Below are 17,270 nucleotides of genomic sequence, written 5' to 3'. Positions count from 1 at the left end.
ATTTCGTTTGATTTTTTCGAGGCACAGGCCGATAGAACGGGCCAACATTTTGCTTCACGCGTGTCATCGTTTTGAGCGACATGCATTGGTTTGGGAGAACGTCATGGCCGCCGACAAGAACGCATTCGTCTGGGAAGACCCGTTCCTGATCGAGGGCCAGCTTTCGGAAGACGAGCGCATGGTGCGCGACGGGGCGGCCGCCTTCGCCGCCGACAGACTGGCGCCGCGGATCGAGGACGCCTACCTCAACGAGACCTTCGACACCGCGATCTTCCGTGAAATGGGCGAGGCCGGCCTGCTCGGCATCAACATCCCTGAAGAATTCGGCGGGCTTGGCGCGAACTACGTCACCTATGGGCTGGTCGCACGCGAAGTAGAGCGCGTCGATTCCGGCTATCGGTCGATGATGTCAGTGCAGTCGTCGCTGGTGATGTATCCGATCTATGCCTATGGCTCGGACGAACAGCGCAAGAAGTACCTGCCCAAGCTCGCCAGCGGCGAGTGGATCGGCTGTTTCGGCCTGACCGAGCCGGATGCAGGCTCCGACCCGGGCGGTATGAAGACGCGCGCCGAGAAGACCGCCAACGGCTACAAGCTGTCCGGTTCGAAGATGTGGATTTCCAACGCGCCCGTCGCCGATGTGTTCGTCGTCTGGGCGAAGCTGAAGGGGGAGAACGGCAAGGACGAGATCCGTGGCTTCGTGCTGGAAAAGGGCATGAAAGGGCTTTCGGCGCCGAAGATCGGCGGCAAGCTGTCGCTGCGGGCGTCGATCACCGGCGAAGTGGTGATGGAAGGCGTCGAGGTCGGTGAGGACGCGCTGCTGCCCAACGCAAAGGGCCTTGGCGGACCGTTCGGATGCCTCAACCGGGCTCGCTTTGGCATTTCCTGGGGCTCGATGGGCGCCGCCGAGGATTGCTGGCACCGCGCCCGCCAATACGGTCTCGACCGCAAGCAGTTCGGCAAGCCGCTGGCCGGCACGCAGCTCTACCAGAAGAAGCTTGCCGACATGCAGACCGAAATTGCGTTGGGATTGCAGGCGTCCTTGCGCGTCGGGCGGCTGCTGGATGAAGGCAAGATGGCGCCGGAAATGATCTCGATCGTCAAGCGCAACAATTGCGGCAAGGCGCTGGATATCGCCCGCCAGGCCCGCGACATGCATGGCGGCAACGGCATCCAGATCGGCTACCACGTCATGCGCCACGCGCAGAACCTGGAGACGGTCAACACCTATGAAGGCACGCATGACGTGCATGCGCTGATCCTGGGAAGGGCGCAGACGGGGTTGCAGGCATTTTTCTGAGCCGGTAACCGTTGCTTAAATTAGGTGCACCGCAACATCTCTGCTTGGAGAATGGTCGCCAGATGTGTCAGGGTTCAGCGAAATCGTTTGAAACGCTGAATTCCGGGGCCCCATGGCAATTCTGGCAGCCGTCTACCACCTGACCCATTACAAATACGACCGGCCGGTGGTTCTCGGGCCCCAGATCATCCGGCTGCAGCCGGCGCCGCATTCCCGTACCAAGGTGCTGAGCCATTCGCTCAAGGTCGAGCCGGCGAACCACTTCGTCAATCTGCAGCAGGATCCTTACGGCAATTTCCTCGCCCGCTTCGTCTTTCCGGAGCCGGTGACGGAGTTGAAGATCGAGGTTGACCTCGTCGCCGACATGACGGTCTACAATCCGTTCGATTTCTTCGTCGAGCCGTCGGCCGAGGCGTTTCCGTTCGAGTATCCGGAAGAGATACGCGACGATCTCGCCATCTATCGCACTCCGGAGCCGGCGGGACCGCTGCTGTCGGCGCTGCTGAAGACCATCGATCGCAGCGCTGCCAACACCGTCAATTTCCTGGTCGATCTCAACGCGCGGCTGCAGCGCGAGATCGCCTATATCGTGCGCATGGAAACCGGTGTGTTCTCGCCGGAAGAGACCTTGGCCGCGAAAAAGGGATCGTGCCGGGATTCGAGCTGGCTGCTGGTGCAGATCCTGCGCAATCTCGGCATCGCGGCGCGCTTCGTTTCCGGCTATCTGGTCCAGTTGAAGCCCGATCTGGTGGCGCTGGACGGTCCAGCCGGAACCGCCGTCGACTTCACCGATCTGCATGCGTGGTGCGAGGTCTATCTTCCCGGCGCCGGCTGGATCGGCTTCGATCCGACCTCGGGCCTGCTCACCGGCGAGAGCCATGTGCCGCTGGCCGCCACGCCGCATTTCCGCAACGCGGCCCCGATTTCCGGCATGGCGAGCTTCGCCAATGTCGAATTCGGCTTCGAGATGCGGGTCGACCGCATCGCCGAACATCCGCGCATCACAAAGCCATTTTCGGACGAAAGCTGGCAGGCGCTCGACGCTCTGGGCAACAAGGTCGATAAAGCACTTGCCGCCGGCGACGTGCGGCTGACGATGGGCGGCGAGCCGACTTTCGTGTCGATCGACGATTTCGAGTCGGCCGAATGGAACACCGCCGCCGTCGGTCCCACCAAGCGCGAAAAGGCCGACGAACTGATCCGTAAACTGCGCGAGCGCTTTGCGCCGGGCGGCTTTCTCCATTACGGCCAGGGCAAATGGTATCCGGGCGAAAGCCTGCCGCGCTGGACCTTTTCGCTCTACTGGCGTGCCGACGGCCAGCCGGTGTGGAGCGATCCGTCGCTGATCGCACGCGAAAAGAGCGAGGCCGATATCGGCCCGAAGCAGGCCGAAAGCCTGCTCACCGCGATTGCCGGCGAACTCGGCATCGACAAGGCCATGGTGAGCGAAGCCTATGAGGATCCGGCCGAATGGCTGCTCAAGGAAGGCAAGCTGCCCGACAATGTCGATCCGTCCAACTCCAGGCTGGAGGATCCGGAAGAACGCAGCCGCATGGCGAAAGTGTTCGAACGCGGGCTGACCAAACCGTCCGGCTATGTGCTCCCCGTCCAGCGCTGGAACAGCCAGGCATCGGATCCGCGCTGGCGTTCGGAAAAATGGAAGACGCGGCGTGGCCGGCTGTTCCTGGTGCCAGGCGATTCACCGGTCGGCTACCGGCTGCCGCTCGGCACGTTGCCCTATGTGCCGCCGGAGCAATTCCCTTATATCGTGCCGGTCGATCCATCACTGCCACGCGGCCCGCTGCTCGCGCGTGAAGCCATACTGGCCGGACCGGCTCCAGCCGAACTGGAAGGCGCCGACGAGATGGCGCGCCGCCAGCAGGCGGCATCGTTCACCGCTGCGACCGGCCAGCAGGAGCGGGTCGAGCAGGAGATCACCGAGATTGGCGGCGCGGTGCGCACCGCACTTTCGGTCGAGCCGCGCGATGGCCGGCTTTGCGTGTTCATGCCGCCGGTCGAGGCGCTGGAAGACTATCTCGAACTGGTCGCGGCGGCCGAGAACGCGGCGAAGGCGATAGGCCTTCCCGTGCACATCGAAGGCTATGGCCCGCCGCACGATCCGCGCCTCAACGTCATCCGCGTCGCGCCTGACCCAGGCGTCATCGAGGTCAACATCCATCCTGCTTCCAACTGGCAGGATTGCGTGGCGACGACGACGGCGATCTACGAGGAGGCGCGGCAGACACGGCTTGGCGCAGACAAGTTCATGATCGATGGCCGCCACACCGGCACCGGCGGCGGCAACCATGTCGTGGTCGGCGGTGCGACACCCAATGACAGCCCGTTCCTGCGAAGGCCGGACCTGCTGAAGAGCCTGGTGCTGCAATGGCAGCGCCATCCGTCGCTGTCCTACCTGTTCTCCGGCCTGTTCATCGGGCCGACCAGCCAGGCGCCACGCTTCGACGAGGCGCGTCACGACTCGCTCTACGAGCTTGAGATCGCTATGGCGCAGGTGCCGCATCCAGACCAGGGCAACGCACCCTTGCCATGGCTGGTCGACCGGCTGTTCCGCAATTTGTTGACCGACGTCACCGGGAATACGCATCGTTCGGAAATCTGCATCGACAAGCTGTTTTCGCCCGACGGACCGACCGGCCGGCTGGGGCTGGTCGAATTCCGCGGCTTCGAGATGCCGCCCAATGCGCGCATGAGCCTCGCGCAGCAACTTTTGGTGCGCGCCATCATCGCCCGTGCGTGGAAGAACCCGCTCGACGGCCGCTTCGTGCGATGGGGCACTTCTCTGCACGATCGTTTCATGCTGCCGCATCATGTCTGGGCCGATTTCCTCGACGTGCTCGACGACCTCAAGCTCAACGGTTTTGAGTTCCGTCCCGAATGGTTCGACGCCCAGCTCGAATTCCGCTTTCCGTTCTGCGGCGAGGTTCAGCATGCCGGCATCAAGCTGGAACTGCGCCAGGCGCTGGAACCGTGGCATGTCATGGGCGAGCAAGGCGCGATCGGCGGCACCGTGCGCTTCGTCGATTCCTCGGTCGAACGGCTGCAGGTCAAGACCGAAGGGCTGAACCCGGAGCGCCACGCAGTCGTCTGCAACGGCCGCATCGTGCCGATGAAGGTCACTGACAATCGCGAAGTGGCGGTGGCAGGCGTGCGCTTCAAGGCCTGGCAGCCGGCATCGGGCCTGCATCCGGCGCTGCCGGTCAACACGCCGCTGGTCTTCGACATCTATGACCGATGGTCGGGCCGTGCGGTCGGCGGCTGCGTCTACCATGTCGCCCATCCCGGCGGGCGCAATTACGACACCTTTCCGGTCAATGGCAACGAGGCGGAAGCTCGGCGGCTCGCCCGCTTCGAACCGCGTGGCCATACGCCATCCGCCTATGTGATCCGTGAAGAACAACCGGCGGAAGATTTCCCGATGACCCTTGACCTTCGGCGGCCGGCAAGACTCTGATCAGCAATGGCAAAGGGGAATCACAAGAGGGGACGCGGCAAGCCGCAGACCCACAGCCTGCTGGAGCACTACCAGCCTATCGACGGCGTCGTCGACGAGATGGTCGATGCATCGGGCAATCCTCGCCCGGCCTGGAAGCATTTTGTCGAGGCGCTCGAGGAACTCGGTGCTGAAAAGCTCGGCCAGCGCTTTGCCCGCGCCGACCAGTATCTGCGCGATGCCGGCGTTTATTACCGCGTCTATGACAAGGCCGGCGCCAATGAACGCGAATGGCCGCTGGCGCATGTCCCGGTTCTCATCGAAGAGAGCGAGTGGGCGGCGATCAGCGCCGGCCTCGTGCAGCGCGCCGAACTGTTCGAGGAAACCATCGCCGATATATACGGGCCGAACCGGCTGGTCGAAAAAGGCATCCTGCCGGCGGGATTGATCGCCGCCAGCCCCGAATATTTGCGGCCTGTCGTCGGCACCAAGCCGGCCGGCGGCCACTTCCTGCATTTCTGCGCCTTCGAGCTCGGCCGTGGACCTGACGGCCAGTGGTGGGTGCTTGGCGATCGCACGCAGGCGCCGTCCGGCGCCGGCTTCGCACTGGAAAACCGCGTCGCCACCACACGCGCGCTGTCCGACATCTATGGCGAGATGCATGTGCACCGCCTTGCCGGCTTTTTCCGCCGTTTTCGCGACGCGCTGATCGGCATGGCCAAGGAGACCGACGGCCGCGTCGCCATCCTCACGCCGGGGCCGCTCAACGAAACCTATTACGAACACGCCTACATCGCCCGCTACCTTGGCATCATGCTGCTCGAAGGCGAGGATTTGACCGTTTCAGGCGGCCGGCTCATGGTACGCACGGTTTCCGGCCTGATGCCGATCAGCGTGTTGTGGCGGCGGCTCGATGCCGCCTTCGCCGATCCGCTCGAACTGCGCCCGGATTCGCAGATCGGCACGCCGGGCCTGGTCGAGGCGATCCGCCAGGGCGCGGTTGCTACCGTCAATGCGCTTGGCTCCGGCCTGATGGAGACGCGTGCGCTGCTCGCCTTCCTGCCCAAGATTTCACGGGCCTTGCGGGGCGAGGAATTGCTGCTGCCAAGCGTCGCGACATGGTGGTGCGGGCAAGCAACCGAACGCGCGCATGTGCTGGCCAACATCGATCGCATGGTGATCGGCCCGGCGCTATCGACGAGACTTGCCTTCGAGGATGACGATTCAACGAAGCTCGGTTCGGCGCTGTCGGCCGGAGAGCGGGCGGAGCTGGTGGCGCGCATCGAACGCGATGGCGGCGATTTTGTCGGCCAGGAAGCGGTGACGCTTTCGACGACGCCCGTCTATGTCGGCGGGTGGCTGGAGCCGCGGCCAGCGAGCCTGCGCGTCTACCTGGCGCGAACGCCGGAGGGCTGGACGGTGATGCCGGGCGGTTTTGCCCGCATCGGCCTGTCGCTCGACCCGACGGCGATCGCCATGCAGCGTGGCGGCCAGGCAGCGGATGTCTGGGTTGTCAGCGACAAACCGGTGGAGCGCGAGACGCTGCTGCCGCAGGAAGGCGACAGTTTCAGCCGCACCAGGCCCGGCAGCCTGCCCAGTCGCGCGGCGGAGAACCTGACCTGGCTCGGCCGCTACATCGAGCGCTCGGAAGACACGGTGCGCATCCTGCGCGCCTACCATGTGCGGCTCGCCGAAACGTCCGACCCGGACATGCCGCTGCTCGCCGACATCAGGGATTATCTCGAACCTTTCGGCATCGACGTCGAGACGGCGATCCCGTCAGGGCTGATAGGCACGCTGGATAGCGCGGTCTACAGCGCCGGGCAGATTCGCGACCGCTTCTCGCCCGATGGCTGGCTGGCGCTGAAGGACCTGTCGAAAACCATCCATCAGTTCGCAACGACGGTCGCGCCCGGCGACGACGCGACCCGGGCGATGACAGTCATCCTGCGTAAGCTCGCCGGCTTTTCCGGCCTGCTGCACGAGAACATGTACCGCTTCGCCGGTTGGCGCTTCCTCGAGATCGGCCGCCGGCTGGAGCGCGGCATCCAGATCTCCCGCACGCTGTCGCGGCTGACCAGCGCCAAGGCGCCGGACGGCGCGCTCGACATGATGCTGGAGATCGGCGACAGCGTGATGACCCATCGCCGCCAATATCCGGTGCAGGCCGGCCGGCGCACGGTGATCGACCTGCTGGCGCTCGATCCGCTTAACCCGCGCTCCATCCTGTTCCAGCTCGAAAGGCTGAAGGCCGAAATCGGCCTGTTGCCGTCGCTCGGCGGGGAGGGGCAAATGTCGCCGGCGGCGAAGGAAATCCTGCAGCTCAACACCCAGATCGCCATCAAGGAGCCTTCGGATATGACGGCAAAGGCGCTGGACGAGCTCGCCCACGAAATCGGCGGCCTCTACAACAGCCTCGCCAAAGCCTATTTCGGATAAATCATGCTCTACGATATCAGGCTTCATCTCCACTATGATTACGCTTCCGCTGCCGGCGGCGGTCGTCATCAGGTGCGCGTGCTGCCGTCGACGATATCAGGCGTGCAGCGCGTCATCGCCGCATCACTGTCCTTTGCGCCGGCGCCCAACGAGCGTTCCGACTTTTCCGATTTCTTCGGCAACAACGTCACCTCGATCGCCTTTCGCGACGCGCATGATGCGCTCGACATCAGGATGAGCGCCCGCGTGTCGGTGTCTCGGCCCGAGCCCGGGCTCGACGTGTCGCCCGATATCGCCCGGCTCAGGCAGGAGCTCGCCGCGGTGCGGTCTCTAGCACCTGATGCACCGCACCATTTCCTGACGGCCAGCACCCATGCCGGCATCGACGATGCGATCACCGCCTACGCACGCAGCAGCATCGCCGGTTCCGCCGCCAGCACGGCCATGAACCTGTGCCATCGCATTCATCGTGATTTCACCTATGACGGCGAGGCGACGACGGTGCGGACCCGGGCCAGCGATGCCTTCAGGCTGAAGCGCGGTGTCTGCCAGGACTTTTCGCATATCATGATCGCCGGCCTGCGTGGGCTCGGCATTCCCGCTGGCTATGTCAGCGGCTTCCTGCGCACCATCCCGCCGAAGGGCAAGCCCCGGCTGGAAGGCGCCGATGCCATGCATGCCTGGGTCAAGGTCTGGTGCGGGCGCGACGCAGGCTGGCAGGAATTCGATCCGACCAACGGCATGCGGGCCAGCAACGACCATATCACCGTCGGCTACGGCCGCGACTATTCGGACGTAGCGCCGATCGTCGGCGTGCTCAAGACCACGGGGGGACAGGTCGGCGAGCAGGCTGTCGATGTCATTCCGGTTGTGCTCGAGAAAGCCTGAAGGCAGGCTCGACACCGTTTTCGGACGGCGCGTGGAACCAGCGGTCGGCCAGTGGCTTATCTACGGAATTCGCGTGGAGCCGACATGTTGCAGAAATCCGGATTGTCGCCCGGCCGACCGGCTGGCGAGGACGCTGTATCGCCAGATGGCGTGTTCAAAAACGGGGCACAAAGCTCGGCCGATCATGCGTCGCTTAGTTATGTCAGCGATGCCGAGCCTGGTATCCGGCGGCTGAAGACAGGCAAGGGGTTTTCCTACAAGGGACCGGACGGACGGACGGTTTCGGACGCCACCAAAGCCCGCATCGAGGCGATCGTCATTCCGCCGGCCTGGACGGATGTGTGGATTTCGCCCGACGCGGACGGCCATATCCAGGCAACCGGCAGGGACCAGCGGGGACGCAAGCAATATCGTTATCATCCGCAATGGGCCGAAGAGCGCGATGGTGCCAAATATTCGAGCCTTGTCGCATTCGCCGAGAGCCTGCCGGACCTGCGGCACAGGGTCGATAGCGATCTGCGCCGTCGTGGCTTGCCGTTCGAGCGGGTCGTCGCCGCGGTCGTCTGGCTGCTCGACAACACGATGATCCGCGTCGGCAATGCCGCCTACGCCCGCGACAACAAGAGTTTCGGGCTGACCACGTTGCGCGACCGGCATGTCGATATTGTCGGTTCAAGCCTGCGCTTTGCCTTCAAGGGCAAGTCGGGCAAGGAGTGGAAGCTGAAGCTGGCCGACCGCCGCATCGCCAGGATTGTGCGTGGCGCGCAGGACCTGCCAGGCCAGAAGCTGTTCCAGTATCTCGATGAGGATGGCGACAGGCGGCCGGTCCGCTCCGAGGACGTCAACCGCTATATCCGTGAGGCGGTCGGTGACGCCTTCAGTTCGAAGCATTTCCGCACCTGGGGCGGCACCATTCACGCCGCGTCGCTGTTTGCGCAAACGGAACTGCCGCAAAGCCAGACGCAGCGAAACAGGGCGATGAACAGCGTCATCGACAAGGTTGCCGAGCGGCTGGGCAATACGCGTGCCGTCTGCCGCAAATGCTATATCCATCCGCGGGTCTTCGAAGCGTGGTCCGAGGGACGGTTGCTGGATGAAATGGCGCAGGCCAACAAGCGCAAACGGGCGATTGCCGGTCTCGATGACGAGGAAGCTCTCGTGTTGCGATGGCTGAAACTGGGAGAAAGCTGACCGACGCGGCCGACGGTGGCCAAATCCGTCACATCTGGATTTTTTTATCGACGTCATGTCGGGATCGGTCTTACTGTTTCGTCCTTTGACAGAGAAAAGGACCAGCCATGCTCTACGCAATCCTCTGCTATGCCTCCGAAGATGTCGTCTGCTCCTGGAGCAAGGCACAGGACGACGAGGTCATGGCCAATCTCCTCGACGTTCAGGACAAGTACGCCAAGGCTGGTCGGCTCGGCCCGGTGGCACGGCTTCTGCCGACCACGGCCGCGACGACGTTGAGGAAGGTCAAAGGCGAATCGGTCGTCATCGACGGGCCGTTCGCCGAGACCAAGGAACAGTTTCTCGGCTTCTACACGCTCGAATGCGCCGATCTCGACGAGGCGGTGGAGTTCGCCCGCGAGCTTTCCGAGGTCAACCCGAGCGGCGGCTCCTATGAAATCCGGCCGGTTTCGGTCTTCAACCCAACAACGGTTTCCGCATGACCGAAATGGCCTGGATCAGCTCCGCGATCAGCGCCGCCCGCCCGCAGGCGATGGGCGCGCTGCTGCGTTATTTCCGCGATCTCGATACGGCGGAGGAAGCTTTCCAGGACGCGTGCCTCAGGGCGTTGAAGAACTGGCCGCAGAACGGGCCGCCGCGCGACCCGGCGGCCTGGCTGATCTTCGTCGGCCGCAACAGCGGCATCGATGCGGTGCGCAAGCGCGCCAAGCAGGCGCCGATGCCGGAGGAAGACCAGGTTTCCGATCTGGAAGACGCCGAGAGCGATATCGCCGAGCGGCTGGACGGGGCGCACTACCGCGACGACATATTGCGGCTGCTGTTCATCTGCTGCCATCCTGATCTTCCGGCAACGCAGCAGATCGCGGTGGCGCTGCGCATCGTCTCCGGTCTCACCGTCAAGCAGATCGCGCGCGCCTTCCTGGTTGGCGAAAGCGCCATGGAGCAGCGCATCACTCGCGCCAAGGCGCGCATTGCGGACGCCGGCGTGCCGTTCGAGACGCCTGGCGCGGTCGAGCGCTCGGAACGGCTCGCCGCCGTCGCCGCCATGGTCTACCTGGTCTTCAACGAGGGCTATTCGACCAACAGCGGCGAGGCGCCGGCCCGCGCGCCGCTGTGCGAGGAGGCGATCCGGCTGGCACGGCTGTTGCTGCGGCTGTTCCAGACGGAGCCGGAGATCATGGGGCTGACGGCGCTGTTGCTTCTGCAGCATGCGCGCGCACCGGCCCGTTTCGACGAGAGCGGCGAGATCGTGCTGCTCGAAGACCAGGATCGCAGCCTGTGGAGCCGCAAGATGATCGATGAGGGGCTGGCACTGGTGGACAAGGCGCTGCGCCATCGCAAGCCCGGCCCTTACCAGGTGCAGGCGGCGATTGCCGCGCTGCATGCGCGGGCCGAAAAGGCCGAGGATACGGACTGGAACGAGATCGACCTGCTCTACCGCTTGCTGGAGCAGATGCAGCCGTCGCCGGTGGTCACGCTGAACCGGGCCGTCGCGGTCTCGAAGGTGCGTGGACCGGGGGAGGCGCTGGCCATGATCGAGCCGCTGGAGGAACGGCTTTCCGGCTATTTCCACTTTTTCGGGCTCAAGGGGGGCCTCTTGATGCAGCTCGACCGGGGCGACGAGGCGCGCGTCGCCTTCGACCGCGCCATAGCGCTTGCGAACACGGCGGCAGAAGCTGCCCATATCCGCATGCATATCGACCGGTTGATCAAGGACGGTGCGGTGCGCCCGCCGGCGAAAAAGGCAAACTGAGCGTCACCTCCCCATCTGGCTCAATCGTGTAGTTTGGGCTTGGACCATGCCGGGGTGGCGATTTTCCCCTGAAACGAGTAATGCCACGCCATGACTGCGCCTGAAGTGCCTTTCGGCACACGGGCGGCACGGCGAAGGCTTAACCCAGCGCCATATGATGGCGACGGGATCTGAAAGGGACAAGAATGACGATAGGCAAGGAAACGACCGAACTGCTGGCGAAACTGGGCGTGGCCAAGGAAGCGCTCGTCGGCGGCGACCTGATCGTGCGCAGCCCGGTGACGGGCGAGCAGATCGCGGCGCTGAAGACGATCTCGCCGGCTGACGCGGCCAAGGTGATCGATGCCGCGCACAAGGCCTTCCAGGCCTGGCGCATGGTGCCGGGCCCGCGGCGTGGCGAACTGGTGCGGCTGCTCGGCGAGGAACTGCGCGCGCACAAGGCCGAGCTTGGCCGGCTGGTGTCGATCGAGGTCGGCAAGATCCCGTCCGAGGGGCTCGGCGAAGTGCAGGAGATGATCGACATCTGCGATTTCGCCGTAGGCCTCTCCCGGCAATTGTACGGCCTGACCATCGCCACCGAGCGCCCGGGCCATCGGATGATGGAAACCTGGCATCCGCTCGGCGTCGTCGGCGTCATTTCCGCCTTCAATTTCCCGGTCGCTGTGTGGTCCTGGAATGCCGCCCTGGCGCTTGTTTGCGGTGACGCGGTGGTGTGGAAGCCGTCGGAAAAGACGCCGCTGACCGCACTTGCCTGCGAGGCTATCTTCAAGCGTGCGGTCAAGCGCTTCGGCGCGGACGCACCTGATGGCCTGGCGCCGGTGCTGATCGGCGACCGCGCCGTCGGCGAGATCCTGGTCGATCACCCCAAGGTGCCGCTGGTTTCGGCGACCGGCTCGACCCGCATGGGCCGCGACGTCGGCCCGCGGCTGGCCAAGCGCTTTGCCCGCGCAGTGCTCGAACTCGGCGGCAACAATGCCGGCATCGTCTGCCCGAGCGCCGATCTCGACATGGCGCTGCGCGCGATTGCCTTTGGAGCGATGGGCACGGCCGGCCAGCGCTGCACGACGCTGCGGCGCCTGTTCGTGCATGACAGCGTCTACGACGCCCTGGTTCCGCGCCTCAAGAAGGCCTACGAGAGTGTGTCTGTCGGCAATCCGCTGGAGACCTCCTCGCTGGTCGGGCCGCTGATCGACAAGGCGGCCTTTGACGCCATGCAGAAGGCGCTGAAGGAAGCCGCCGCCCATGGCGGCAAGGTGACCGGCGGCACCCGGGTCGAGGACGGGCACCCGGATGCCTATTACGTGCACCCGGCGCTGGTCGAGATGCCCAAGCAGGTGGCCCCTGTCACGGAAGAGACCTTCGCGCCGATCCTCTATGTGATGAAATATTCGGATTTCGACGCCGTGCTCGACGAGCACAATGCCGTGGGCGCAGGCCTGTCGTCGTCGATCTTCACCCGCGACCTGCAGGAATCCGAGCGTTTCCTGGGTGTCGACGGATCGGATTGCGGCATTGCCAATGTCAACATCGGTACCTCGGGCGCTGAGATCGGCGGTGCCTTTGGCGGCGAAAAGGAAACCGGCGGCGGCCGCGAGAGCGGCTCCGACGCATGGAAGGCCTATATGCGGCGCGCCACCAACACGGTGAACTATTCCAAGGCGCTGCCGCTCGCCCAGGGCGTGTCGTTCGACATCGACTGAGAACTTCGGGATTTTGATCGCCCGCATTGAAAGGCATCCCCGTTACGGGGATGCCGCACCGATCAGCTTCCAGCCGGCGGAAAACAGGCATTGAAAGCGGTGTCGACGATGGCCAGTTTGGCCGCCTGGACTGTCATGTATTCCTGGTAGAATGTATTCGACACCCACATCACCGAATGGCCGCGCTGGCCGAGCCAGCCGATGCTGCCGAGATTCTCGGCAGCGCGCAGCTTGCGGGCCAGATGGGTCCGCGAGAGCTTGAGCCATTTGGCGAAATCTCCGATCGAAACCACGCTGGTCGGAATCTGGTCCAGGCCGGCGTGATCGGGGTCGATGCCCGACATCAGCCAGTCCATGACGATGCCGCCATTGTTGAGCCAGATGAACAGCGAAAAGGTCTGGTTGGGTTCGCGCACCGGCTTGGAGGCAAGCAGGCCGTCCGCCACCAGAGGCTGCAGCCCGGCAACCATCTCGGGGTGTTCGAGGAACCTGGCCAAGCGGTCAGCGCCGTCGAGGCGATCCAGCGTCCGCAGATGGGCAAGGACCCAGCCGGTAAAGGTCTGCACGGTTGCCGCCGTCGGCTGCAAAGGGTGCGTACGGCCGTCGCCACCCGACACATACTCGGCGATGTGGTAGTGCAGCATCTCCTTGATGAAAGCGTCCGCCGTGTTGCGGCTGGCGACCGCATGCTGGTGCACGAACTCGATGAACCGCGATACCGTCAGTTCCTTGCGGCGGTCGTGCGGATCGCGCCTGAAATGCATGGCGAGGCCGACATGACCCATCAGCCAACGCTGCTGCGTGGCGAAAATGGAAGCCAGGCGAGGGCTCTCCTCATAGATTCGGATCAGCGCCAGGGACTGTTCCTGAACGTAGCGATGCAACGCCGGATGGCCGGCAATATCTTCCAATTTCAGCGCCATCCTCCTGGTGTTCCGGTTCAACTCCAAAAGCCGAGTTGCGCTCCACATTTTTCAGCCTTCCACGGCTGTGTCCAGAGGCACCAAATGCGAAGAGCAAGCCCAACCCGAACACGGGTCGGGCAACGACCGGTCCATGGTGGGATCCGCTAACCGATTGCCATGCCCTGGGAAGCGGGCCGGTACCGCTTGACGGGGATGGTGGAGAGTGGGTTACCGTGCCAAGCGCAATCGCGACAAGATCAGCCAGGTAATCCAGCTGCGCGAACCGCGCCGCGCGTCAGTCGTCTGCAGGGGCATTTCCAACTGGTGGCGGCATCTCTCGCCACCATACGCGATGAAACCGGCCGGCTTTGGCCGGCCGGTTGGTTCGATCGGGATCAGCCGCAGACGCGGACCTCTTCGATCACCCTGTGGTGGTGGCGCCAGTGCTTGACCAGTTCGATATGGCAGCGATGATGCCGGTGGTGGCGGCGATATTCGCCGTACCGGTATTCGCCATCGTCATACTGAACGTTCCGGTCGCCATCATACTGATTGTCGTAATAGCGATCCCGGTGGTGACGGCGAATAACGATCCCACTGTCGGAATTGTCATCCGGCAGATATCTGTCGTCGTCGTCGGACTGGATGGTCACGCTTGCCGCTTGCGTCGGCGCAGTGATCGCCGCTGTCGCGGCCAATGCCAACAGGGAAGCCAGAATCAACTTCTTCATCTCGTCCTCCTACACGTTCAAGACATGGTAACTCGCGGAAGAACCCGGCGTTCCGCTTAATTTTACACTCTTTGCGACGCGGGAGACATCAAGGCGTTATCGTCCACCCGCTCCAGGCGCACGAAGGCCGTCAGCGGCAGGTGGTCGGAGGCAACGCGTGAAAGCGGCGTGTCATGCGCGTCGATGGCGGCAATCATGCCATGCCGGTTGGCCATGATCCGGTCGAGCGCCAGCAGCGGCAGGTTCGACGGGAAGGTGGGGACCGCCGGCGGCTGCGGGCCGAACGTCGCATGCAGCGTGTTGAGAGCGGAGCGGTTGCCAAGCCGCCATTCGTTGAGGTCGCCGAGCAGCAGGGTCGGTCTTTCGTCCGGGCTGTTCATCAGGTCGAGCACGACGCGCGCCTGCTGGGAGCGCGAGCGGCGCAGCAGGCCAAGATGGGCGGCGATGATGCGCAGCGTCCGGCTTCCATCGAGGTCGATCTCCGCCACCACCGCGCCGCGCGGCTCCAGCCCCGGAAGCTTGATCTGGTGCACGTCGCGAACGACGCCCTTCTTGAACAGCAAGACGTTGCCATGCCAGCCATGGCCCTTGCCGGTAGCGGAAATCGGCACCGGAACCAGTCCGGTTTCCCGTTCGAGCCGGGGCAGGTCGAGAAGACCATCACGGTCGCCGAAGCGGTTGTCGGCTTCCTGCAGGGCAATGACATCCGGATCGATTTCGCGGATGACGCGGATGGTCCGGTCCGGATCGAACTTCCTGTCGACGCCGATGCATTTGTGGACATTGTAGGAGGCAACCAGCGTGCCGGTGGTGGCTGTCGTCTTGAGTGCGGCGGCGTTAGCTTTCTGCATCCGGCGGTCACGAAGGGACAGAAGCATGCTTGCCGGGAGGCTGCGTCCAATTCTGTGCATCTGTGCTGCTCGTTCTCGCTGGCTTCAATTCAGAAGCCGGATACAGTCAAAATAGGCAATTTCGGCGTATGTTCCATGACAGACGAGTTCCTCAAGCGCGCCTCCGCCTTAGAGATAGGGTGAACCGAGCCACAATGCCCGGTCGAACAGCCTGATAAGGAACGGCCGGGCTCGCAAGGCTTCCAGCGTTACCGGCACGGCGGAGGCAATCGCCGACCCGATCCGCGCCTCGATCTCGCTGGCAAAGCCGGCATCGAGCACCTCCAAGTCGATCTCGAAATTGAGCCGCAGCGATCGGGCGTCAAGATTGGAAGATCCGACATAGGCCCACGCGCCGTCGATCGAAAGCAGCTTCGAATGGTCGAATGGTCCCTCGGTTCGCCAGACACGGCAATAGTGTTTGAGCACCTGATCGAACTGCGCCATCATCGCGCGGTCGACGAGGAAGAGATTGTTCACCGCCGGCACCACGATGTCGATTTCGACCCCGCGCCTGCCGGCGGTGATCAGGGCGCTGATCAGTTCCCGATCCGGCAGGAAATAGGGCGACATCACGCGTATGGACTTGCGGGCGACCGAGAACGCACCGATCAGCAGCTTGTGGTTGGTCTCGTTGCTGGCATCCGGGCCGGAAGCGACTGCCCGCACCATCATCGGTGCGCCTGGCGATGGCGACAGCGGGGCAATGCGCCAGGCGTCGCCCTTCAGCGCCTCGTTGGTGGCGAAGCGCCAGTCTTCGGCGGCGACCGAAAAGAGGTCGGCGACGATCGGGCCGGTCACCCGGAAATGTGTGTCCCTGGCGCTGTTGGAGCCGGCGAATTCGGCGGAGAAGCCTTTTCGGATGTTCATGCCGCCGGTGAAGGCGGCGATGCCGTCCACCACCAGGATCTTCCGGTGGGTCCTCAGATTGGCGTAGGGCAGGCGCAGGCCCATGACGATGTTGCCGTTGAAGACGTCGGCGGGGATGTTGGCCTCGCGCAAATGCCCCAGGATGCTCGGCACCGAGTAGCGGGCGCCGACGGCATCGATCAGCACGCGGACGGTGACGCCGCGCCGGACGGCGCCGGCCAGCGCCTCGACGAAGAGCAGGCCGACGGCGTCATTGTCGAAAATATAGGTCTCGAGCAGGACGCTGCGCTCGGCGCCGTCGATTGCCGCGCACATGGCGGCATAGGCCTCGTCGCCGGTCTCCAGCACATCGATTGCGTTTCCAGGGTTGAGCGCGCGCCGCGCCACCCTGTCGCCGAGTGTCCGCAAGCCCGTGAACCGTTGCCCGTATCGCTCGACGATCAGGGCCTCTTCGACAGCGACGTCGCGCTCATGCTTGGCGGACACCACGCCGTCGGCAAACGGGCGCTGGGCGGTGATCGTGGCACGGCGGATGCGATTGATGCCGGCGACGGCGTAGATCAGCACGCCGAGGATCGGGGACAGCACCATCACGCCGACCCAGCCGGTGGCGGCGCGCACATCTTCCTTGGTCATGACGGCATGGACGATGCCGACCGTCGCCATCACCACGGAGATGATCGCCAGAATTTGCGGCCAGTGAGTCGCCAGGGTCGCCAACATGCCGAGACTATCCAGCGAGCGGTTGCAGAAGGCAATGCGGCCGGTCCTGCCGCGCATTCGCCGGATGGTGGCATGCGGCCCTGGCCGAAGGTTTCGACCAGCCGCAGAGATTGATGGGTAGAAGCTTCCCGACGGACCCTGTTCAGAAGGACAAACCTGACCTAGCGGAAGCATAGAGCCTGGCATCATCCTGTTCTGCTCAGAGCCTCCGAAGCCTCTTATGCTTTGGTGCGACCTCTATTGTATATCAGGATGAATGAACTTAATGATATGAACACTTTGATTGATGGCGAGGGGGGCGCCTAACGATGAAATTCAACTTCGATGAACCTCCCGGCGATGACGTAGTTGCCGACACGTCGGCAGAATGCCAACGCCAATTGCTGCCTCTCGTCCGCGAGATCGTCCAGGCGGCCGTCGCTGCCGGAT

Annotated in this window: 12 protein-coding genes; 8 read left to right on the top strand and 4 right to left on the bottom strand. The window is 63.9% G+C overall.

Features of this window, described 5'->3' with window-relative positions; all coding sequences use genetic code 11:
* Positions 1-103 precede the first annotated feature (103 nt).
* From EN990_RS05845 to EN990_RS05810, 8 genes are all read left to right on the top strand, one after another.
* Positions 104-1,300: an acyl-CoA dehydrogenase gene (locus EN990_RS05845; RefSeq protein ID WP_013529824.1), complete on the top strand. Its 1,197-nt coding sequence runs from the start codon at positions 104-106 to the stop codon at positions 1,298-1,300.
* Between the two features lie 112 nt (positions 1,301-1,412).
* Positions 1,413-4,772, top strand: coding sequence for a transglutaminase family protein (locus tag EN990_RS05840; RefSeq protein ID WP_127368320.1), 3,360 nt, complete (start codon positions 1,413-1,415; stop codon positions 4,770-4,772).
* A 6-nt stretch (positions 4,773-4,778) separates the two neighbouring features.
* Positions 4,779-7,190: a circularly permuted type 2 ATP-grasp protein gene (locus tag EN990_RS05835; protein WP_063173000.1), complete on the top strand. Its 2,412-nt coding sequence runs from the start codon at positions 4,779-4,781 to the stop codon at positions 7,188-7,190.
* A 3-nt stretch (positions 7,191-7,193) separates the two neighbouring features.
* Positions 7,194-8,078, top strand: a complete 885-nt coding sequence (locus EN990_RS05830; RefSeq protein WP_013529827.1) for a transglutaminase family protein — start codon at positions 7,194-7,196, stop codon at positions 8,076-8,078.
* A gap of 84 nt (positions 8,079-8,162) precedes the next feature.
* On the top strand, positions 8,163-9,269 hold the full coding sequence (locus EN990_RS05825; protein ID WP_127369741.1) for a DNA topoisomerase IB: 1,107 nt from the start codon (positions 8,163-8,165) through the stop codon (positions 9,267-9,269).
* A 107-nt stretch (positions 9,270-9,376) separates the two neighbouring features.
* On the top strand, positions 9,377-9,751 hold the full coding sequence (locus EN990_RS05820) for a YciI family protein (protein WP_013529829.1): 375 nt from the start codon (positions 9,377-9,379) through the stop codon (positions 9,749-9,751).
* On the top strand, positions 9,748-11,022 hold the full coding sequence (locus EN990_RS05815) for an RNA polymerase sigma factor (protein ID WP_013529830.1): 1,275 nt from the start codon (positions 9,748-9,750) through the stop codon (positions 11,020-11,022). Before EN990_RS05820 ends, EN990_RS05815 begins: the two co-directional genes overlap by 4 nt.
* Before the next feature lie 185 nt (positions 11,023-11,207).
* Positions 11,208-12,722, top strand: coding sequence for an aldehyde dehydrogenase family protein (locus tag EN990_RS05810; protein ID WP_127385386.1), 1,515 nt, complete (start codon positions 11,208-11,210; stop codon positions 12,720-12,722).
* A 62-nt stretch (positions 12,723-12,784) separates the two neighbouring features.
* On the opposite strand, the gene EN990_RS05805 is transcribed toward EN990_RS05810, so the two are convergent.
* The 4 genes from EN990_RS05805 to EN990_RS05790 all read right to left on the bottom strand — a co-directional run bounded on the left by EN990_RS05805 (position 12,785) and on the right by EN990_RS05790 (position 16,841).
* A complete protein-coding gene (locus EN990_RS05805; RefSeq protein ID WP_024502664.1) occupies positions 12,785-13,645 on the bottom strand; it encodes a hypothetical protein in 861 nt (286 codons plus the stop codon).
* Between the two features lie 377 nt (positions 13,646-14,022).
* Complete coding sequence (locus EN990_RS05800) at positions 14,023-14,358, bottom strand: hypothetical protein (RefSeq protein ID WP_127370322.1); 336 nt, start codon at positions 14,356-14,358, stop codon at positions 14,023-14,025.
* A gap of 62 nt (positions 14,359-14,420) precedes the next feature.
* The gene (locus tag EN990_RS05795; RefSeq protein ID WP_013529834.1) at positions 14,421-15,269 is read right to left on the bottom strand and encodes an endonuclease/exonuclease/phosphatase family protein; all 849 of its coding nucleotides are present in this window, start codon (positions 15,267-15,269) and stop codon (positions 14,421-14,423) included.
* Between the two features lie 108 nt (positions 15,270-15,377).
* A complete protein-coding gene (locus EN990_RS05790; protein ID WP_127366090.1) occupies positions 15,378-16,841 on the bottom strand; it encodes a phosphatidylserine/phosphatidylglycerophosphate/cardiolipin synthase family protein in 1,464 nt (487 codons plus the stop codon).
* Positions 16,842-17,270 lie beyond the last annotated feature (429 nt).

Origin of the sequence: Mesorhizobium sp. M7A.F.Ca.US.005.03.1.1, from assembly GCF_003997975.1 — a bacterium.
GTDB lineage: Bacteria > Pseudomonadota > Alphaproteobacteria > Rhizobiales > Rhizobiaceae > Mesorhizobium > Mesorhizobium ciceri.
Note: the sequence above shows the minus strand (reverse complement) of the source record. Positions and strands in the feature narration are given on the sequence as shown.